Annotated in this window: 19 protein-coding genes; 11 read left to right on the top strand and 8 right to left on the bottom strand. The window is 62.5% G+C overall.

Going from position 1 to position 18,714, the window contains the following annotated elements; all coding sequences use genetic code 11:
* The first annotated feature begins 57 nt into the window (after positions 1 to 57).
* The 5 genes from rlmH (at position 58) to A3AY_RS0125485 (ending at position 5,347) form a co-directional block, all read left to right on the top strand.
* Positions 58 to 540, top strand: a complete 483-nt coding sequence (gene rlmH, locus A3AY_RS0125505; protein ID WP_018328514.1) for a 23S rRNA (pseudouridine(1915)-N(3))-methyltransferase RlmH — start codon at positions 58 to 60, stop codon at positions 538 to 540.
* 110 nt (positions 541 to 650) lie between these two features.
* Entirely contained in the window at positions 651 to 2,090 is a 1,440-nt protein-coding gene (locus tag A3AY_RS0125500) for a murein hydrolase activator EnvC family protein (RefSeq protein WP_083926042.1), read from the top strand.
* Complete coding sequence (locus tag A3AY_RS0125495; RefSeq protein ID WP_018328512.1) at positions 2,080 to 3,402, top strand: S41 family peptidase; 1,323 nt, start codon at positions 2,080 to 2,082, stop codon at positions 3,400 to 3,402. Before A3AY_RS0125500 ends, A3AY_RS0125495 begins: the two co-directional genes overlap by 11 nt.
* Before the next feature lie 132 nt (positions 3,403 to 3,534).
* Positions 3,535 to 4,743 carry a divergent polysaccharide deacetylase family protein gene (locus A3AY_RS0125490; protein WP_018328511.1) on the top strand — a complete coding sequence of 403 codons (1,209 nt, stop codon included), beginning with the start codon at positions 3,535 to 3,537 and terminating at the stop codon, positions 4,741 to 4,743.
* A 76-nt stretch (positions 4,744 to 4,819) separates the two neighbouring features.
* Positions 4,820 to 5,347: an RNA pyrophosphohydrolase gene (locus tag A3AY_RS0125485; protein WP_018328510.1), complete on the top strand. Its 528-nt coding sequence runs from the start codon at positions 4,820 to 4,822 to the stop codon at positions 5,345 to 5,347.
* A gap of 366 nt (positions 5,348 to 5,713) precedes the next feature.
* On the opposite strand, the gene A3AY_RS0125480 is transcribed toward A3AY_RS0125485, so the two are convergent.
* The 3 genes from A3AY_RS0125480 to A3AY_RS0125470 all read right to left on the bottom strand — a co-directional run bounded on the left by A3AY_RS0125480 (position 5,714) and on the right by A3AY_RS0125470 (position 7,728).
* On the bottom strand, positions 5,714 to 6,493 hold the full coding sequence (locus tag A3AY_RS0125480) for an ABC transporter substrate-binding protein (RefSeq protein WP_018328509.1): 780 nt from the start codon (positions 6,491 to 6,493) through the stop codon (positions 5,714 to 5,716).
* A 140-nt stretch (positions 6,494 to 6,633) separates the two neighbouring features.
* On the bottom strand, positions 6,634 to 7,455 hold the full coding sequence (locus A3AY_RS0125475) for a MerR family transcriptional regulator (protein ID WP_018328508.1): 822 nt from the start codon (positions 7,453 to 7,455) through the stop codon (positions 6,634 to 6,636).
* Positions 7,456 to 7,482: 27 nt separating this feature from the next.
* Complete coding sequence (locus A3AY_RS0125470) at positions 7,483 to 7,728, bottom strand: type II toxin-antitoxin system RelB/DinJ family antitoxin (protein WP_026203818.1); 246 nt, start codon at positions 7,726 to 7,728, stop codon at positions 7,483 to 7,485.
* A 270-nt stretch (positions 7,729 to 7,998) separates the two neighbouring features.
* Here A3AY_RS0125470 and A3AY_RS0125465 point away from each other — a divergent pair, with 270 nt between their 5' ends.
* Both A3AY_RS0125465 and A3AY_RS0125460 read left to right on the top strand, forming a co-directional pair.
* Positions 7,999 to 9,267 carry a 4-aminobutyrate--2-oxoglutarate transaminase gene (locus tag A3AY_RS0125465; RefSeq protein WP_026203817.1) on the top strand — a complete coding sequence of 423 codons (1,269 nt, stop codon included), beginning with the start codon at positions 7,999 to 8,001 and terminating at the stop codon, positions 9,265 to 9,267.
* A 145-nt stretch (positions 9,268 to 9,412) separates the two neighbouring features.
* Positions 9,413 to 10,870: an NAD-dependent succinate-semialdehyde dehydrogenase gene (locus A3AY_RS0125460; protein WP_018328505.1), complete on the top strand. Its 1,458-nt coding sequence runs from the start codon at positions 9,413 to 9,415 to the stop codon at positions 10,868 to 10,870.
* A gap of 28 nt (positions 10,871 to 10,898) precedes the next feature.
* On the opposite strand, the gene A3AY_RS0125455 is transcribed toward A3AY_RS0125460, so the two are convergent.
* Genes A3AY_RS0125455 through A3AY_RS0125445 form a run of 3 tightly spaced genes read right to left on the bottom strand, consistent with a single transcriptional unit; the run spans position 10,899 to position 13,527 of the window.
* Entirely contained in the window at positions 10,899 to 11,105 is a 207-nt protein-coding gene (locus tag A3AY_RS0125455; protein WP_018328504.1) for a type II toxin-antitoxin system VapB family antitoxin, read from the bottom strand.
* 44 nt (positions 11,106 to 11,149) lie between these two features.
* Positions 11,150 to 12,334 carry a CaiB/BaiF CoA transferase family protein gene (locus tag A3AY_RS0125450; protein WP_018328503.1) on the bottom strand — a complete coding sequence of 395 codons (1,185 nt, stop codon included), beginning with the start codon at positions 12,332 to 12,334 and terminating at the stop codon, positions 11,150 to 11,152.
* Positions 12,335 to 12,342: 8 nt separating this feature from the next.
* A complete protein-coding gene (locus A3AY_RS0125445) occupies positions 12,343 to 13,527 on the bottom strand; it encodes an acyl-CoA dehydrogenase (protein WP_018328502.1) in 1,185 nt (394 codons plus the stop codon).
* 161 nt (positions 13,528 to 13,688) lie between these two features.
* On the opposite strand from A3AY_RS0125445, the gene A3AY_RS0125440 reads away from it, so the two are divergent.
* The 3 genes from A3AY_RS0125440 (at position 13,689) to A3AY_RS0125430 (ending at position 16,596) form a co-directional block, all read left to right on the top strand.
* Positions 13,689 to 14,630 carry a LysR family transcriptional regulator gene (locus tag A3AY_RS0125440; RefSeq protein ID WP_018328501.1) on the top strand — a complete coding sequence of 314 codons (942 nt, stop codon included), beginning with the start codon at positions 13,689 to 13,691 and terminating at the stop codon, positions 14,628 to 14,630.
* Positions 14,631 to 14,779: 149 nt separating this feature from the next.
* The gene (locus A3AY_RS0125435; protein WP_018328500.1) at positions 14,780 to 15,907 is read left to right on the top strand and encodes an NAD(P)/FAD-dependent oxidoreductase; all 1,128 of its coding nucleotides are present in this window, start codon (positions 14,780 to 14,782) and stop codon (positions 15,905 to 15,907) included.
* A gap of 128 nt (positions 15,908 to 16,035) precedes the next feature.
* A complete protein-coding gene (locus A3AY_RS0125430; RefSeq protein ID WP_026203816.1) occupies positions 16,036 to 16,596 on the top strand; it encodes a DJ-1/PfpI/YhbO family deglycase/protease in 561 nt (186 codons plus the stop codon).
* A 29-nt stretch (positions 16,597 to 16,625) separates the two neighbouring features.
* Here the strand turns inward: A3AY_RS0125430 and A3AY_RS0125425 are convergent, their stop codons facing one another.
* Complete coding sequence (locus tag A3AY_RS0125425; protein ID WP_018328498.1) at positions 16,626 to 17,174, bottom strand: flavin reductase family protein; 549 nt, start codon at positions 17,172 to 17,174, stop codon at positions 16,626 to 16,628.
* A gap of 293 nt (positions 17,175 to 17,467) precedes the next feature.
* Between A3AY_RS0125425 and A3AY_RS39870 the strand changes: the two genes are divergently transcribed.
* Positions 17,468 to 17,644, top strand: a complete 177-nt coding sequence (locus tag A3AY_RS39870) for a hypothetical protein (RefSeq protein ID WP_018328497.1) — start codon at positions 17,468 to 17,470, stop codon at positions 17,642 to 17,644.
* 22 nt (positions 17,645 to 17,666) lie between these two features.
* Here the strand turns inward: A3AY_RS39870 and A3AY_RS0125415 are convergent, their stop codons facing one another.
* Positions 17,667 to 18,596: an AraC family transcriptional regulator gene (locus tag A3AY_RS0125415; RefSeq protein WP_026203815.1), complete on the bottom strand. Its 930-nt coding sequence runs from the start codon at positions 18,594 to 18,596 to the stop codon at positions 17,667 to 17,669.
* Between the last annotated feature and the right edge of the window lie 118 nt (positions 18,597 to 18,714).

The raw sequence follows: 18,714 nt of genomic DNA, 5'->3' as shown, positions 1-18,714 counted from the left end.
GGCCATCGCGGAAATGCCTGCATGACTGTCGGCGCGCCGATAAATAGAGGAAATGACATGCGGGTTGGTCTCTTTGCCGTCGGGCGCCTCAAGGCCGGCCCGGAGAAAGATCTTGCGGCCCGCTATCTCGACCGCTTTTCCAAGGCGGGACCGGCGATCGGCCTCGAACTGTCCCGCGTCACCGAAGTCCCCGAGAGCCGCGCCTCCAGCGCCGAGACGCGCAAGCGCGAAGAAGCGGTCCTGCTTGAAAAATCCCTCCCCGATGCCAGCCTTCTCATCCTGCTTGACGAGCGCGGCAAGGCGCTGGATTCGGAAGGTTTCGCCTCGCTCATCGGTTCGTTCCGCGACAGCGGCAAACGCGACATGGTGCTGGCGATCGGCGGTGCCGACGGCCTCGACCCGTCGCTGCACGGCAAGGCAGATGCCGTCATCTGCCTCGGCAAGATGACCTGGCCGCACCAGTTGGTGCGCATCCTGATCGCCGAACAGCTCTACCGCGCCGTTACCATTCTCTCCGGCCATCCCTATCACAGGGTCTAGGCGCAGCCGCCCGCCATGCGGATGCCGCAATTGCCGGGGATGGCTGTTGGCGGCGACGGCCAAATCAGCGTAGGGTTTTGCCCGACAGGTGGCTGACAACGAATGGCAGAATGACGACAGGGTTGAAGAGGCGGGGAAACAGGGGGCAGCCGGCCCATGCCGGCTGGCGCGGCTTGTGCACGGGCCTGTTGACCATCGGTCTCCTGCTTGCCGCCGACGCGGCCGCGCAGACCGCCGAGACGACGGATCGGGTCTCCCAGGCCAACGCCGGACAGGCGCCCGCGCAGGCCGATCCCATCGCCGATCTCGCACTCAGGCGCGACAGTACCCGCAGCGAACTGGAAGCCCTGTCGAAAACCATCACTCTTTCGAAGGACCGGGCAGCCGCGCTGCAGGCCGGCATCGCCGAGCTTGAAAAGACCAGCGAGTCACTGAGAGCGGCGATCGTCGACTCGGCGAACAAGCGCAAGGCGCTGGAACAGCAGATCGTCGACGGCGAAGAGAAGCTGACCGCGCTGCGGACGAAGCAAGATGCCGTTCACGCATCGTTGCGCGCCCGGCGCAGCGTGCTGGCCGAGGTGCTGGCGGCGCTGCAGCGGATGGGGCGCAATCCGCCGCCCGCCCTGCTCGTGACGCCAGAAGATGCGCTGGCCTCCGTTCGCAGCGCCATCCTGCTCGGTGCCGTTGTTCCCGGTATCCGCCATGAGACGGAAGACCTGGTCGCCGACCTGCAGGCCCTTGCGGGTCTCAGCAAGGAAATCACCGCGCAGAAAAAGGCGCTCGGCGACGACATGGCATCCCGGCTCGAGGAAGAGCGGCGCATGAACATGCTGATCGCCGAAAAGCAGAAACTGAAGCAGCGCAGCGCCACCGAGCTGGCCGCCGAGCGCCACAAGGCCGAGCAGCTGGCTTCACAGGCGACCAGCCTCGAAGGCCTGATCGGCTCGATCGAGAGCGAGATCGCCTCGGTGCGCGACGCCGCGGCCGCGGCCCGGGCCGAAGAGGAAAACCGCAGGCGGATGTCGGAGGAACAGCGGGCTCAAGCCCGCGAGCTGGCCAACAGCGTTACGCCCGACAAAAACCGCATTGCGCCTGCATATGCATTTTCGGACCTGCAGAAGAAGCTCGCATTGCCGGTTGCCGGCTCGATCCTGCGCCGGTTCGGCGACGCGGACGGTACCGGGCATTCGCTTCAGGGCATGATGCTCGAAACCAATGCGGGAGCCTTGGTGACGGCGCCTTCCGATGGATGGATCGTCTTTGCCGGAACGTTTCGCAGTTACGGCCAGATGATCATCCTCAATCCCGGCGACGGTTACCACATCGTCCTGTCCGGGCTTGAAGGCGTAACAGTGCAGCAGGGGCAGTTCGTCGTCGCCGGCGAGCCGCTCGGCACCATGGGTAACAAAAGAGTGGCAAGCGCTACCGCATTGGCGCTGGAAACCGAGCGTCCAACGCTTTACATTGAATTCAGGAAAGACGGAAAACCGGTTGATTCCCGACCGTGGTGGACCGCAGCAGACACCGGAAAGGCACGCAATGATTCGTAGAACGTCACTTGTTCTGGTCGGGGCACTCATGGGTGCAGCGGCCACGGGCGTTGTATATTCCTCCATCGTCCCGGCGGTCGCGGCCAACGCGTCCACCTATCGCGAGCTATCGATCTTCGGCGATGTCTTCGAACGGGTCCGTGCGCAATATGTGACGCCGCCGCAAGACGACAAGCTGATCGAGAATGCCATCAACGGCATGCTCTCCTCGCTCGATCCGCATTCCAGCTACATGAATTCCACCGACGCCGAGGACATGCGCACCCAGACCAAGGGTGAATTCGGCGGTCTCGGCATCGAAGTCACCATGGAAGACGATCTCGTCAAGGTGACCAGCCCGATCGACGACACGCCGGCCGCCAAGGCAGGCGTTCTTGCCGGCGACTTCATTTCGAAGATCGACGGGCAGGACGTGCGCGGCCTCAAGCTCGAGGAAGCCGTCGACAAGATGCGTGGCGCCGTCGGCAAGCCGATCAAGCTGACCATCCTGCGCAAGGGTGCTGAAAAGCCGATCGAACTGACGATCATCCGCGACATCATCGCGGTGCGCGCCGTCAAGTTCCGCGTCGAGGGTGATGTCGGTTACCTGCGGGTGATTTCCTTCACCGAAAAAACCTATGACGACCTGAAGAACGGCATCGAGAAGATCAAGGCCCAGGTCCCGGCCGACAAGCTGAAGGGCTTTGTGCTCGACCTGCGCCTCAACCCGGGCGGCCTGCTCGACCAGGCGATCAATGTCTCCGACGCCTTCCTGGAACGTGGCGAAGTGGTCTCCACCCGCGGCCGCAATCCGGACGAAACCCGCCGCTTCAATGCCACGGCGGGCGACCTGACGGATGGCAAGCCGGTGATCGTGCTCGTCAACGGCGGCTCGGCTTCGGCCTCGGAAATCGTCGCCGGCGCCCTGCAGGACCTGAAGCGCGCCACCGTTCTCGGTACGCGCTCCTTCGGCAAGGGCTCGGTTCAGACGATCATTCCGCTCGGTGAGGCCGGCGCGCTTCGCCTGACGACTGCGCTTTACTATACCCCCTCCGGCAAGTCGATCCAGGGAACCGGCATCTCGCCCGATATCAAGGTCGAGCAGCCGTTGCCGCCGGAACTGCTTGGCAAGGTCGAGACGACCAGTGAATCCAGCCTGCGTGGCCACATCAAGGGGCAGAACGAGAGCGAGGAAGGATCGGGTTCGGTTGCCTACGTGCCGCCGGAGGCCAAGGACGACCTGCAGCTGAACTATGCGCTCGACCTCTTGCGCGGCAAGAAGTCGGATCCGGCCTTCCCGGCCAATCCGGAAAAGGCAGAACTGAAGCCGTAAGCCTCTCGTCCGTGGTTTAGCGGACGCCGATAAACATCGCCGCCTGGCTCCGGCCGGGCGGCGGTTTCGATTCTTGAACCAGCGGCCTGCCAAGCTTTCCGCCCCTTGCAACCCAGATCGACAGAGGCCCTCTTGGGAACAGACCTCAACGCTCCTCTTGGTCAGAACCGCAAGGCGCGCCCTTCCGAACCGCAAAAATCCGCCCTTTCTCTCGGCCGCATTCTTCTGGGCGTTAGCGTGGCAGTGCTGATTGGCGTCTCCGCATGGACCGTGTTGCGGCCGACCGGCCTGATCGAACCGACGCCTGCAGCGGAAACGGTGACCGATGCCGCGAATTCGGCTGAAAAGCCGGAAAACGGCGCAACCCCGACCGGCAGCAAACTGACGAAACCACAGACGAGCGGGGCGCTGTCCGGTGCGCATGTCAAGGAAACGCTGACCAACGACGGCTCGGTTGTCACGACGTTCTCGCCCAAGCAGCGCGACGGCGACGGCCCTGCCTTCATCGAAGTGGGAGGAACCAAGGGGCAGGATCCGCGCATGGCCGCCTTCCCGAACGATGCCCTGCTGGAGGATGCGCCGGAAGGCCGCCTGCCGATCACCGGTCCGGATGGCCTCAGACCGATGGACCAATATGCGCGGCCGTGGTCGGGCGCGCGCGGCACGCGCATCGCGCTGGTCGTCGGGGGCCTCGGACTGAGCCAGACGGGCACGCAAAACGCTTTGCGCCAGCTTCCACCCGAAATCACCATGGCCTTTGCGGCCAGCGGCAACAGCCTGGAGCGCTGGATGCAGGAAGCCCGGCGCAACGGCCACGAAATCCTGCTGCAGGTACCGTTCGAGCCCTTCGATTACCCGGACAACAATCCTGGCCCCCATACGCTGCGCGTCGGCCTGGATGCCAGGAAGAATCTGTCCGAACTGCGCTCGTCACTTGCCAGGATCACCAATTATACCGGCATCATGAATTTCCTCGGCGGCCGTTTCCTCTCGGATGCCGATGCGCTCGAGCCGGTGATGCGCGATATCGGCCGGCGCGGCCTGCTCTTTCTCGACGATGGCACCTCGGCCCAATCGCTGACAGGCACGCTCGCAGAAACGATCGGTGTACCGCATGGTTTTGCCGACATGGTCATCGATACCGAGCTCGACCGGACCGCCATCCTCAAGAAGCTTGACGAACTCGAGCGCATCGCCCGCCGCAATGGCAGCGCCATCGGCGTCGCCTCGGCCTTCGACGAGAGCGTCGAGGCAATTTCCCAATGGGCCGACGAGGCGGGCACCCGCGGCATCGAATTCGTCGGCGTCTCGGCGCTCGTCAAAGATCCGCAACAACAATAGCCTAAGCCTGCGAGACGGGCGAAATCCGCACGGGCCTCAGCGGCGCGCGAAAACATGATCAGCAAGGAACACTCGGATGAGCAAGGACAAGTCGAAACCGGTCAAGGCGGAAGATCTTCCCTATCGCCCCTGCGTCGGCATCATGGTGCTGAACAGCAACGGTCTGGTCTGGGTCGGACGGCGCATTCCGGTCGGCAACTCCGAATATGACGGCTCCGCCCAGCTCTGGCAGATGCCGCAGGGTGGCATCGACAAACATGAGGACCCGCTGAAGGCGGCTTACCGCGAGCTTTATGAGGAAACCGGCATGCGCTCGGTCTCGCTGCTTGCCGAAGCGCCGGACTGGATCAACTACGATCTGCCCGACCACCTGATCGGCATCGGCCTCAAGGGCAAATACCGCGGCCAGACCCAGCGCTGGTTCGCCTTCCGCTTCGAGGGTGACGAGTCCGAAATCGCCATCAACCCGCCGCCGGGCGATCACGATCCGGAATTCGACGAATGGGCGTGGAAACCGATGCACGAGCTGCCCGCGCTGATCGTCGCGTTCAAGCGCAAGGTCTATGAGGACGTCGTGGCGGCTTTCCGGCATCTGGCTGGATAGGCGGCAGATGCCGGCAGCGATGTTGGCGCCGGTGATGACATCGCCGTGGAGATTTCGCGTCGACGCGCGGCGCCGGAGCGATTGCCTTTGGTGAGCATCGGGGTGACACTCTTTGATGTGGCGCCGCGCCGGCCGCCATGCCTGCCATCAATGGAGACAACCATGAAGCTCCGGTCTCTTGTCACTGCGGTCGCGATAGCATTTTCGATTGTGACGATTTCTGCATGCCAGAGCGGGCCGAGCTACGATAGCCGCCCCGCCGACCACGGGTCTGGCGGAGGCAACTCAGGCTATTAGTTCTGGCAACGGCCACCATGGATCAGCCGCGGGCTGGCCGCGTCCCCCACGGCCGAAATGGCCGATCGCTCACTGCATCGTATAGACGTCGATGGTGAAATACTTGTCGTTGATCGCCTTGTAGGTTCCGTCGGCGCGAATATCGGCCAGTGCCTTGTTCAGCTTTTCGCGCAGATCATTGTCATCCTGGCGCACGGCGATGCCGACGCCTTCGCCGACGAACTTCGGATCGGTGATCGGTGTGCCGATCAGTTCGCAGCATTTGCCGTCGTCGTTCTTGCTCACCCAGTCGAGCATAGGCAACATGTCGCCCACCTGGATGTCGAGGCGGCCATTGACCATGTCCAGATTGGCTTCGTCCTGCGTCGGGTAGAGCTTGATCTCGGCGTCGGGATAGGTTGCGGCGATAAAATCGGCCTGCGTCGTGCCGGATTGCGCGCCGATCACCTTGTCCTTCAGCGCCTCATTGGTGAACGTTGTGATGCCGGCGCCCTTCGGTGCCACATGGGTCATGGCGGCGAGGTAATAGGGGTCGGTGAAGGCTACCTGCTTCTTGCGCTCCTCGGTGATGAACATCGAGGCGATGATCAGGTCGTATTTCCTGGCGATCAGGCCGGGAATGATGCCATCCCAATCCTGCGCCACCACCTCGCACTCGACCTGCATCTTGGCGCAGAGCGCGAGACCGATATCGACGTCGAAGCCGCCGATCTTGCCGGCGGAATCGACGAAATTGAATGGCGGATAGGCGCCCTCCGTGCCGATCTTCAACTTTTCGGCCGCCGTCGCCGACGTTGCGGAAAAAGCCGCGGCACAGGCGAGCACCAGCGCAATGATTTTCTGTCTCATCTCTTCAGTTCCCCTTTTGCGCACCGTTCCTCGATGCTTCACCGAACTGTAGGGCTGGCGACTGCATAAACGAAATAGATAGAGACAATAGCTGGTATAAATCAGCATGATGGTATTGCGTGTTACGCGAGGAAGACGCGTTAGAATGTCGGCGGCGTGTTGATCCACAACAGCACCGTCTCGCCGTCGTGCCGGTTCGACCAGGCGTGATGCCGCCGGCTGTCGAAATACAGTGAATCGCCGGCGTTCAGGTCATGGAACTGATCGGAATCGAGCACGAACTCCACCCGTCCCGATAGCACATAGACAAACTCCTCGCCTTCATGCTTGTAGGCGCCTTCGCTGGAAGCTCCGGGTTCGAGCACGAAACGATGGCAATCCATCTGGTTGCGACCTTCGGCGAGAAGCTGAACCGTCACGCCCGGCGTTGTGCGCGGCCAGGTTCGCCATTCGCCGGCGCGGACCAGCGCCCGGACCTCAGGCTCGTCCTCGCCGGAAAGGCTGGAGACCGTCGTTCCGAAATATTCGGCAAGATTGTGCAGCACGGCGACGGACACACCCTGTGAGGTGCGCTCCAGCGTCGAGAGCACCGAGGCCGCAATGCCGATATCGCCGGCCACCTGCTCGAGCGTTTTGCCCGCCGCGTGACGCAGGCTCCTGAGCTTGCGTCCCACCTGCGATGCCGGATTGGCATCTGCGGCGGCGCTGGCGTCATCGGTCTCGCCGGCTTCCGCCTCGAGCGCTTCGCGAATGGCTGCCGGATTGAGGCCACGCTCGGCGCGGAACCAGGAGACGCGCTTCAGCTGGGCGACGTCGCTCTCGCTATATTGCCGGTGTCCGGTGGCGGAGCGCTCCGGCACCACCAGCCCCTGCGTCTCCCAGAGCCGCAAAGTCGAGGCCGAGACGCCGGCAAGCCGGGCCGCCTCCGCCACCTTGTATCGAACGGGGATGGCGTCGCTCATGGGCCACCACTGGGAATTCTCATGCCGTCAATGTTCCAGATCGCGAAACAGATCTTCGCCGCTGTCCAGATGGCGAGAGCCGCGCTCGCCGGCCTGCACCGGATCGCCATTCGGCACCTTAAGTTCGAACGGCAGGCGCTTTTCCTCGGCAATGCGCAGCATCAGGAGACGAATTGCGTCGGAAACCGAAAGGCCCATGGCGTCCAGCGCCGCAATCGCCTTCTGCTTCGTTGCGGAATCGATGCGGGCACGGATAATGGCATCAGCAGTCATCGGCATCATTCTCCTATTGCTACGCGTTACACTGATGCGGCGCGAACCCCGAAAACAGGCCACTCGGCCATCATTGCGAAAATTCTAAGTGTTCGAACTATCAGAAAAATATCCGTCCAATGCTCCAAGCATCAATGTAGCCACACATGCCGCCGGGTGACAAGAAAAAGCATCACAAACGGTGTATTTGTGATCACCATATTTAATTTGCAAACTTACAGAAAAAATGTAGGATTTGCAAATTATTCCTCTCACCTCAGGATGACGACCGTGACCAGTTTGACCGATCGCAAGAATGCAGCCATTTCCCGCGGCGTAGGCATGACCACGCAGATTTACGCGGACCGGGCGGAAAATTCCGAAATCTGGGACAAGGAAGGCAATCGCTATATCGATTTTGCCGCCGGCATCGCCGTGGTCAACACCGGCCACCGTCATCCCCGCATCGTCGAGGCCGTCAAGGCGCAGATCGACCGCTTCACCCATACCTGCCATCAGGTCGTACCCTACGAGAGCTACGTTCACCTCGCCGAGCGCCTGAACACGCTGACCCCCGGCAATTTCGCCAAGAAGACGATTTTCGTCACCACCGGTGCGGAAGCCGTCGAAAATGCCGTCAAGATCGCCCGCGCCGCGACAGGCCGCCAGGCCATCATCGCCTTTGGCGGCGGCTTCCATGGCCGCACCTTCATGGGCATGGCGCTGACCGGCAAGGTCGTGCCCTACAAGGTCGGCTTCGGCGCAATGCCCGGCGATGTCTTCCACGCCCCCTTCCCGATCGAGCTGCACGGCGTCAGCGTCGAGCAGTCGATTGCCGCCCTGAAGAAGCTGTTCGCCGCCGATGTCGATCCGGGCCGCGTCGCCGCCATCATCCTCGAGCCTGTCCAGGGCGAAGGCGGGTTCTATCCAGCGCCCGCAGCCTTCATGCGCGCCCTCCGCGAGATCTGCGACCAGCACGGCATTCTCCTGATCGCCGACGAAGTGCAGACCGGCTTTGCCCGCACCGGCAAGCTGTTTGCCATGGAGCACCATGACGTGGCGCCCGACCTGATGACCATGGCAAAGAGCCTTGCCGGCGGCTTTCCGCTTGCTGCGGTCACCGGCCGCGCGGAAATCATGGATGCGCCCGCACCGGGCGGGCTCGGCGGCACCTATGGCGGCAATCCGATCGGCATTGCGGCCGCGCACGCCGTTCTCGATGTGATCGAGGACGAAAAGCTCTGCGAGCGCGCCGAGCAGCTCGGCAGCCGCCTCAAGCAGCGCCTCGCCGCCATCCGCGAACAAGCCCCGGAAATCGTCGACATCCGCGGCCCGGGCTTCATGAACGCCGTCGAGTTCAACGACGTGAAGACCAACCTCCCGAGCGCGGATTTCGCCAACCGGGTGCGCCTGATCGCCCTGGAAAAGGGACTGATCCTCTTGACCTGCGGCGTCCACGGCAATGTCATCCGTTTCCTCGCGCCCATCACCATCCAGGACGATGTCTTCGCCGAGGCGCTCGACATCCTCGAAGCGTCGATCATGGCAGCGCGAGCCTGACCCGGACATTAGTGAAAATCCCATCGGGCAGCCGTTCTGCCGCTGCCCGGTGGACCAAGCCGCGTTTATCGGCTATCGGCATCGTCCCGCGACGACATATGCCGCCCCGCGCCCTTGATGGGTGGACCGCCAGAAAGAACCACCGATGATCTTTACCGAGACGCTGATCGCCCATGTGAAGGAGCCGCATCTGCTCGGGCTGGTCGGCGCGGCCGGAGCGGCCACGACAAAGACCTTCGACGTGCATAATCCGTCCAACGGCGCGCTGCTCGCGACCTTGCCCGATATGGGCGTGGCGGAAACACGAACCGCGATCGATGCGGCCTATGCGGCACAGTTTCCCTGGGCGGAACGCCCGGCCGGCGACCGTAGCGCGATTCTTCGCCGCTGGCATGATCTCGTCATTGCCCATCTCGATGATCTCTCCGCAATCCTGACCGCGGAAATGGGCAAGCCGCTGCCCGAATCCCGTTCCGAACTGCAGCACGCGGCCGCCTATATCGAATGGTATGCTGAAGAAGCCAAGCGCATCTACGGCGAGACTATTCCCGCCCCCTCGACCGACCGCCGCATGCTGGTGATCAAGCAGCCAGTCGGGGTCGTCGGCACGATCACGCCCTGGAACTTTCCGGCCTCGATGGTCGCGCGCAAGATATCGCCGGCGCTTGCCGTCGGCTGCACGGTCATTCTCAAGCCCGCCGAACAGACGCCGCTCATTGCGCTTGCCATGCACGCGCTGGCGATCCGCGCCGGTTTTCCGAAGGGCGTCTTCAACCTCATCCTCGCTTCGCAAGGCGACGCGATCGGCCGCGAACTCTGCGCCAATCCCAGGGTGCGCAAGATCAGCTTCACCGGCTCGACAGAGGTCGGCCGCATCCTGATGCGGCAATGCTCCGACCAGATCAAGAAAATCAGCCTCGAGCTCGGCGGCAGCGCGCCCTTCATCGTCTTCGACGACGCGGATATCGATGCCGCCGTCGACGGCGCCATCCAGGCGAAATATCGCAATGCCGGCCAGACCTGCACCTCGGCGAACCGGATCTACGTGCAGAGCGGCGTTCATGACGAATTTGCCCGCAAGCTGGCGGCGCAGGTCGGCAAGCTTTCGGTTGGCGACGGCTTTTCGTCCGGCGTCGCGATCGGCCCGCTGATCGACGACCGGGCGATCGAGAAGGTCGAGGCGCATGTGAACGATGCGACCGCGAAGGGTGCATTGCTTCTGTGCGGCGGAAAGCGCGTCTCCGGCGCCTTCTTCGAGCCGACCGTGCTTTCCAATGTCGACAAGAGCATGCTGGTCGCCTGCGACGAAACCTTCGGGCCTGTGGCGCCGATCATCCGCTTCGAGACGATGGAAGACGTCATCCTGCAGGCCAACGACACGATCTACGGTCTTGCCGCCTATTTCTACGCAACCGAACTGAAAAAGGTCTGGCGTGTGGCCGAAGCGCTGGAATACGGCATGATCGGCATCAATACCGGTCGCATGTCTTCCGAAGCCGCCCCTTTCGGCGGCCTCAAGCAATCCGGCATCGGCCGCGAAGGCTCCCGCCATGGCGCGGAGGATTATCTGGAGATGAAGTATCTCTGCATGGGGAATATTTGAGGCGGCCGCACATTTGGGGTGGTCACAATCAAGTGTCCTCGTCGGTCCAGGGGCGTCGCCTCGGAATATATTCCACATCCGGTTGGCTGCCGCCAAGCTCCGCCAACCTCGTTGAGGCTTCATGCTGTATGAGTGATTTCAACGCGTGCCAGATGACCGCCGATTTCTTCGCAAATCCTGTGTAGGCCTGCGCCATGGCAAATATTTCATCGTCCAGAACGACTGTAATCCGCATAAGCCAATCCCCAAAAAGAGACGCAGTCTACCACCGAACAATCCCTAGTTGAATGCGTCCGGCCGCATCCCGATCTCTGCCAGGACCTCCTGCGTATGCTCGCCCAGCCGTGGAGCGCCGTGATCCAGCGCGAGGTCTGCCGCTGAAAACGTGATGGGCGTACGCACGCCCGGCGCCGTTCCCGAGGCGGCTCCGGTGTGCGGGGTGTCGATCCGCATCCCGCGATGGATGATCTGCGGATCGGAAAAGACATCCGACACGGTATTGATCGGCCCGCCGGGAACACCGGCCGCTTCGAGCTTCGCAAGCAGGTCATCGCGGCTGAACGTTGCCGTCCGCGCCGCGAGCTCCGGCGTCAACGTGTCGCGGTGCTTTACGCGGGTCGCATTGGTCAGGTACCGCTGATCGGTCGCCAGTTCATCCACCCCCAGCAGCTGGCAGAACTTGACGAATTGCCGGTCGTTGCCGACGGCGACGATCAGGTGACCGTCGGAGACCGGGAAGACCTGATAGGGCGCGATGTTCGGATGCGCATTGCCGAGGCGGCGGGGCGATTTTCCGGAGACGAGGAAATTCAGTGCCTGGTTGGCCAGCACGCCGGTCATGCTGTCGAACAGCGCCATGTCGATCTGCTGGCCAACACCGGTCCGCTCGCGCATGTGAAGCGCCGCCTGGACGGCAATGACGCCGTAGAGCCCGGTGAAGATATCGGCAAAGGCGACACCGATCTTCTGCGGCTCCCCTTGCGGATCACCGGTCAGGTCCATGATGCCGCTCATCCCCTGGATGATGAAGTCGTAGCCGGCGCGGTGCGCATAGGGCCCGTCCTGGCCGAAGCCGGTGACCGAACAGTAGATCAGCCGCGGGTTGATCTTCTTCAGGCTTTCATAGTCGAGACCGTATTTCGAAAGGCCGCCGACCTTGAAATTCTCCAGAAGCACATCCGATTGCGCTGCCAGGCGGCGCACCGCCTCCTGCCCCTCCTCGGTGGTGAAGTCGAGGACGACCGACCGCTTGCCGCGGTTGCAGGCGTGGAAATAGGCGGCATCCAGATGGTCGCCGCCATCGCCCTCGACGAAGGGCGGCCCCCAGGTACGGGTATCATCGCCGGCCGGGCTTTCCACCTTGATGACGTCGGCGCCGAGATCGGCGAGGGTCTGGCCGATCCACGGCCCGGCGAGGATGCGGGCGAGTTCGAGAACCTTCAGTCCCTTGAGCGGCGTTTCCATCACGGCACTCAGAAGAAGGCCTGCAGCCCGGTCTGGGCGCGGCCGAGGATCAGGGCATGCACGTCGTGGGTGCCTTCATAGGTATTGACCGTTTCCAGGTTCACCATGTGGCGCATCACCTGATACTCCTCGGAAATGCCGTTACCGCCATGCATGTCGCGGGCCGCGCGGGCGATATCCAGCGCCTTGCCGCAATTGTTGCGCTTGACGATCGAGATCATCTCCGGCGCCATGCGGCCGGCATCCATCAACTGGCCAACCCGCAGCGACGCCTGAAGTCCAAGGGCGATTTCCGTCTGCATGTCGGCAAGCTTCTTCTGGAAAAGCTGCGTCTGCGCCAGCGGCCGGCCGAACTGCTTGCGGTCGAGGCCATATTGCCGCGCCGCATGCCAGCAGAATTCCGCCGAGCCGAGCACGCCCCAGGAAATGCCGTAGCGGGCGCGATTGAGGCAGCCGAACGGCCCTTTCAGCCCCTCGACCTCCGGCAGCAGCGCGTCCTCGCCGACCTCGACATTGTCGAGCACGATTTCGCCGGTGATCGAGGCGCGCAGCGACAGCTTGCCGCCAATCTTCGGCGCACTCAGTCCCTTCGTGCCCTTTTCCAGCACGAAGCCGCGAATGGCATTGCCATGCGCCTCGGATTTCGCCCAGACGACGAAGACGTCGGCGATCGGTGCGTTGGAGATCCACATCTTCGAGCCAATGAGCCGGTAACCGCCCTCGGTCTTCACCGCCCGCGTCTTCATGCCGCCCGGATCGGAACCGGCATCCGGCTCGGTCAGGCCGAAGCAACCGATCCATTCGCCGCTGATCAGCTTCGGCAGATACTTTTGGCGCTGTGCCTCGGAGCCATAGGCGTGGATCGGATAGATCACCAGAGAGGACTGCACGCTCATCATCGAGCGATAACCGGAATCGACCCGTTCGACTTCGCGGGCAACCAGGCCGTAGGCGACATAGGAGGCACCGACGCCGCCATAGGTATCCGGCACGGTGACGCCGAGCAGGCCGAGTTCGCCCATCTCGCGGAAGATCGAAGGATCGGTCGCTTCATTGCGATAGGCCTCGATCACGCGCGGCTGCAGCTTTTCCTGGGCGTAGGCGCGCGCCGTATCGCGGATCATCCGCTCGTCTTCGGAAAGCTGCTCCTCCAGCAGAAAGGGATCATCCCATTGGAATTCCTGTCTAGCCATGCCGTCCTCCCTTCGCTTTCCTTCTTGAAACGGTTATGGCAAGCCAGACGGAACGATACAAACGAAAATGCCGCACTGCCTCATGCGCTGCCGGAATGCCGCCGGCCTTGCCGTCCCGGATTACGGGGCTATCGTCGATGAACCACCGTGCTGGACAAGCCATGCCTGACAATCGCCTGGAACGCTTCGCTCATAACCTCGACTGGAATCTCTTGCGCACCTTCGTCGTGCTGGTCGAGGAGGGCAGCATCACGGCAGCGGCCAACCGGCTGCTCCTGCAACAGCCTGCCGTCAGCATGGCGCTGAAACGACTGGAACAGACCGTCGGCCAGAAGCTGATCGACCGTCGCCCCGGGCGTTTCGACCTCACCGAAGCCGGCGAAAGACTGCATCGCCAATGTCGCGATATCTTCGCCGCCGTTGTCCGGCTGCCCAACACCCTCGAAACCGCAGGCGAGGACGTGACGGGCCATGTCAGCATCCATTCGGTCAGCCATGCGCACAACCCCGCCTGGGACCGGCATCTCGAAGGTTTCTTTCGGCTGCATCCGAAGGTGACGATCAGCATTACGATCGAGACCACCGTCAGCGTCATCAGATCGGTGGAGCGCAGCATCGCGACCATGGGCCTCTGCGACGGCAATATCCCCGACGGTCTCGCCAAGGCTCTCCACATCCGCGAGCAATATGCCCTCTATTGCGGACGCGGCCACAGGCTGTTCGGCGTCAAGGGCGCGACGCTCGACTGCCTGCGCGGCGATCCCTATGTCGCCTTCACCGCCGATATTCTCGGCGGACAGCATATGAACGCGGTGACGGCCGTGCGCGCCATCGGCTCCTTCGGCCAGCAGGTTCGTGCCGTCTCCAGCAATGTCGAGGAGGTCGTGCGCTTGATCGTCGCCAATATCGGCATCGGCATGCTGCCGAACCACTTGGCAGCGGCGGGACTGGCGGCCGGCGAACTCTGGCAGTTGCCGCCCTACGATCGGCTGCCGACGACGGATGTTTTCCGCATTTCGAATCCCAATGCCATCCTCAACCCGGCCGAGGCGGCCTTTCTCAAATATGTCGAGGACGTCGAGCCGCTGGATCACAGCGCATAGCATCAATGAATTTTATAGCCACCTTTGCCACTATAAATTTGAACGGCGGTGACCACACCCATAAGGTCTTCGCACCACGAGGCGCGAAATAACAGCCGGCAGAGAACGCTTCCGGATAGCTGCGCCGATCAAGGGGCGGAGCACATCCAATGCAGACTTTCGACGTGGCGATCATCGGCGGCGGCATTGCCGGCTTGTCGCTCGCCTATTTCCTCAGCCCGCACCGTTCGGTCGTTGTTCTGGAGCGCGAAACGGCGCTCGGCTATCACAGCACCGGCCGCTCTGCCGCCGAATTGGTGCTGCGCTACAACGCGGATGAGGTCTGTGCGCTGGCAACGATCGCCAAGGACTTCTTCGACAATCCGCCGGATGGCTTCTCCGACATCCCGCTCCTGACGCAGCGCGGTGGCGTCATGGTCGCCAACGCGCAAAAGGCCGCGCGGCTGGCAGAGGTTTTTCGCGCCGGCCTTGCCTTCACGCCGGAACTCGAACCGCTTGAAGAGGAGGAATTGCTGCAGCGGGCGCCGATCCTGAAACCCGGTTATGCGGCCGCCGCCTTCTACGATCCGAACTTCTGGGACATCGAGGTCGAAAGCCTGCTGCAAGGCTATGTCAAAGGCGCGCGGCGCTGCGGTGCGGAAATCCGCGAGCGCCACGATGTCGTTTCCGCGCGCCATGACGGGAGCGCCTGGGTGATCGAGACCTCGTCGGGCACCGTGCGGGCAAGGATCGCCGTTGACGCGGCGGGCGGCTGGGCCGATCCGATGGCGGAGATCTTCGGCGTGAAGGCGCTCGGTATCGTCCCGCACCGCCGCACGGCCATTACCGTCGACCTGCCCGAAGGGATCGACACATCGTGCCTGCCGGCCATCAACGAGATCGACGAGGATTTCTACATGAAGCCCGATGCCGGCCGGCTTTTGGCTTCGCCGGCCGACGCAACCCCGTGTGAACCGAGCGACGTGCAACCGGAGGAGATCGACATCGCCTGGGCCGCGCATTACGTCGAGGAAGCGACCATCATCCCGGTCCGCCGCGTCGCCAAGAGCTGGGCCGGCATGCGCAGCTTTTCACCCGACAGGCTGCCGGTTGTCGGCCCTGCTGCCGATCGCCCGGATTTCTTCTGGCTGGCCGGCCAGGGCGGCTACGGCATCCTGACCTCACCGGCCCTTGGCGCCTTGGCGGCAAGCCTCCTCACCGGCGGCGCGCAACCGGAAGGCTTCGAGGTGCAGGCACTCGACCCGCAACAATTCAGCCCGGCGAGATTCCGGAGCTGATCTGACGGTCTTCCACGCCCTACCCGCCCTTTCACCGGACCGGGAAATTCACAAACCCTGGAACGATTGCCGGACGCGCCCGTTGTAAGCACGAACCCTCCCTTATGATTTCAGAAGGAGCCGGCGAAATGCCTTTCATCGACAAATCGAAAATCCTCATCCTCGCGACGCATGGCTATGAGCGTTCGGAACTGCGCGTGCCGTTGGACGAGCTGAAAAAGCGTGGCGCGCAGGTGAAGGTCGCATCCGTCAAGAAGGAACCGATCAAGAGCTGGGACAACAAGAACTGGGGCGACACCGTCGATGTCGATCTGCTGGCCAAGGACGTGAACATTGATGATTTCGATGCGCTTGTCCTGCCCGGTGGTCAGATCAATCCGGACATCTTGCGCCTTGAGGAGGACGCCATGCGCGTCGTCCGCGAATTCGTGAGATCCGGCAAGGTGGTGGCGGCCATCTGCCATGCGCCGTGGCTGCTGATCGAGGCGGATGCCGTGCGCGGCCGCAACGCAACTTCCTATGCTTCCATCAAGACAGACATGAAAAATGCGGGGGCCCACTGGTCGGATGAGCCCGTCGTCACCGACAAGGGCATCATCACCTCCCGCAACCCGGGCGATCTTCAGCCCTTCGTCAACAAGATCATCGAGGAAATCGAAGAAGGCCGCCACGAAACGCGCGCCGCCTGAGCATATCCGACGAGGACAATCGCCCCTGTTCAGAAAGAAAACCGGCCGTAACGGCCATTGCTGTAGACGAGCGAGTGACCGTCGCCGGCAACGATCGAGACGACACGGCCGAGAATGATGGCGTGGCTGTGCCGCTCGATCACCTCGTCGACCTCGCAGTCGATGCCGGCCAGCGCGCCGCGCAGCACGGAGGCGCCGCTGGCAAGCGTGAACCATTCGGCCCCGTCATACCGCTCGGCGCCTTTCAGTCCACCCTTGCCGGCGAAGCGGTCGGCAACCGCCTGCTGCTCGGCAGAGAGGATGTTGACGCAGAAATGGCCGTAGCGGCTGATCACCGGCCAGCTGGAAGAGCCGCGGTTGATATTGACGATCATCGTCGGCGGATCGACCGAAAGGGCAGTCGCCGACGTTACGGTCGCGCCCGTGCGCTCGTCACCGACCCCGGCGGTGATGACGGATACGCCGCCCGACATCCGCCGCATGGCTGCTTTCAGCGCGTCCTGATCAGCCACATGCTCGAAGGGCTGTTCCCGTTTGTTGACTACCGGGTCGATCGAATTTCGCAAGGCAAGGTTCATGCGCGTCCACTCTTTTGCCGTTTCCTGCAGGGTATTTACGCACGGAAAGCCCGGTTTTCTCAAGCAAAGAACGCCCGCGCATGCCCTCGACGCCGGATCGATTTTTCACTCTTCATAAAATTTATAGATTTTATTATTTTCCGGCAGGCGCGGGATTTTGCGAGAGTGATGTGCTGCCGAAATGCAGCCTTCGGCAATAAGGCACGATTTTCATAGACTATTGACAGCCTCCTCAATTGTGGCAGGATTGTGTTAACAGCCGTTAACAAATCCAAGGGAACAGCGGAGAACGAATGTTTTATCACGGTGGAATGACACTCGGTTACCTGACGCCGCCGGCCAAGCCGGAAAAGACTGTTCGCGTCGAAATATCGGCGCGCAAGGACCGGGAGGAAGCCATCGACATCGAGCAGCAACGCGATCAGGAACTGAGCCGCGCGTTTCTCACGCCCTGGCACCTTTTCTACTGACCTTCCCGTTCATTTCCCGGCCTCATTCCGGCTGCGCTGCCGATGAGGCCGACCCATTCCGGGCGTTGGTGGCAACGCTGGAATACATGCCGGTGGTGCGGAACTCCGTCGGGCTCGCGCCGAAGTAGCGCCTGAACACCTTGGCGAAGTAGTTCGGATCCTCGAAGCCGGACATGATCGCCACTTCCTTCACCGACAGGTCCGCGGCCTTCGTCAGAAGCTTGGTCGCCCGCTGCAGCCGCTTGCGCAGCACGAATTCGGCCGGCGGCATGCCCTCGCTGGCGGCAAAGACCCGGGAGAAGTGCGCCCGACTGAGGCCGGAAACGTCCGCCAGCTTCTCGACCGGAAGCGGATGCTCGAGATTGGCCATGATGTGATCGATGACGTGCTGCATCGTGCGGTATTCCTGGCTGAACACCGGATGTGCGCCGAAGACGTCGTCATAAAGCGCCATCGCCGCCTCGTAGGCGATGGCCGAGGCACTGCCCGGGGCGTCGGCACCGCCCGAGATGAGCCGCAGGCTGCAATCTGCCAGGTGCTCGATCGTCTCCGGCTTCAGCGTGAGGATCGGCCCGGTTATCGACAGGATGGCCTTGTGGATGCGCAGCGCCTCCTCGCCATTCATCGATATCCAGAAGAATTCCCAGCGACCGTTCTGTTCGAGCCAGTAGCGGTGGTTGTGCGGCACGAGCACGAGCAATGTCTCACCCTCGCGAACCCGGTAGTTGCGGCTCTCGTAGCGAAGATTGCCTGCGCCCGCGATCGTGTGCTGCAGCACGGTGAACGGAGTCTGGCCACGTTTTCGGCCGTCCCAGTCATAGCTCGGATCGGTGCGGATCTCGTATCCCGTGCTGGTCGGCATGGTGTGCAGGCTATGACGGCCGCGGGGCAGCGAAACCGTCCGCATGACCGGGCCATTCTCGATCAACTGTTTCAGCACAGAATTACCCATGAAAGCACAATACCTCTCTGGCGACGTCGGATATTATACGCATAATGCACCTCAACAAAGCAAGATGACCGGGTTGGAGCGGCATCGGCAGGGAGAACTGGGAGGATAAGAGCGCCAG

This window comes from Rhizobium giardinii bv. giardinii H152 (assembly GCF_000379605.1).
Lineage (GTDB): Bacteria > Pseudomonadota > Alphaproteobacteria > Rhizobiales > Rhizobiaceae > Pararhizobium > Pararhizobium giardinii.
Note: the sequence above shows the minus strand (reverse complement) of the source record. Positions and strands in the feature narration are given on the sequence as shown.

Coding starts and splice junctions, on each gene's coding strand:
- rlmH (WP_018328514.1), top strand. CDS start 58: ATGCGGGTTGGTCTCTTTGCCGTCGGGCGCCTCAAGGCCGGCCCGGAG.
- A3AY_RS0125500 (WP_083926042.1), top strand. CDS start 651: ATGACGACAGGGTTGAAGAGGCGGGGAAACAGGGGGCAGCCGGCCCAT.
- A3AY_RS0125495 (WP_018328512.1), top strand. CDS start 2,080: ATGATTCGTAGAACGTCACTTGTTCTGGTCGGGGCACTCATGGGTGCA.
- A3AY_RS0125485 (WP_018328510.1), top strand. CDS start 4,820: ATGAGCAAGGACAAGTCGAAACCGGTCAAGGCGGAAGATCTTCCCTAT.
- A3AY_RS0125480 (WP_018328509.1), bottom strand. CDS start 6,493: ATGAGACAGAAAATCATTGCGCTGGTGCTCGCCTGTGCCGCGGCTTTT.
- A3AY_RS0125475 (WP_018328508.1), bottom strand. CDS start 7,455: ATGAGCGACGCCATCCCCGTTCGATACAAGGTGGCGGAGGCGGCCCGG.
- A3AY_RS0125470 (WP_026203818.1), bottom strand. CDS start 7,728: ATGACTGCTGATGCCATTATCCGTGCCCGCATCGATTCCGCAACGAAG.
- A3AY_RS0125460 (WP_018328505.1), top strand. CDS start 9,413: ATGATCTTTACCGAGACGCTGATCGCCCATGTGAAGGAGCCGCATCTG.
- A3AY_RS0125455 (WP_018328504.1), bottom strand. CDS start 11,105: ATGCGGATTACAGTCGTTCTGGACGATGAAATATTTGCCATGGCGCAG.
- A3AY_RS0125450 (WP_018328503.1), bottom strand. CDS start 12,334: ATGGAAACGCCGCTCAAGGGACTGAAGGTTCTCGAACTCGCCCGCATC.
- A3AY_RS0125445 (WP_018328502.1), bottom strand. CDS start 13,527: ATGGCTAGACAGGAATTCCAATGGGATGATCCCTTTCTGCTGGAGGAG.
- A3AY_RS0125440 (WP_018328501.1), top strand. CDS start 13,689: ATGCCTGACAATCGCCTGGAACGCTTCGCTCATAACCTCGACTGGAAT.
- A3AY_RS0125435 (WP_018328500.1), top strand. CDS start 14,780: ATGCAGACTTTCGACGTGGCGATCATCGGCGGCGGCATTGCCGGCTTG.
- A3AY_RS0125430 (WP_026203816.1), top strand. CDS start 16,036: ATGCCTTTCATCGACAAATCGAAAATCCTCATCCTCGCGACGCATGGC.
- A3AY_RS0125425 (WP_018328498.1), bottom strand. CDS start 17,174: ATGAACCTTGCCTTGCGAAATTCGATCGACCCGGTAGTCAACAAACGG.
- A3AY_RS39870 (WP_018328497.1), top strand. CDS start 17,468: ATGTTTTATCACGGTGGAATGACACTCGGTTACCTGACGCCGCCGGCC.
- A3AY_RS0125415 (WP_026203815.1), bottom strand. CDS start 18,596: ATGGGTAATTCTGTGCTGAAACAGTTGATCGAGAATGGCCCGGTCATG.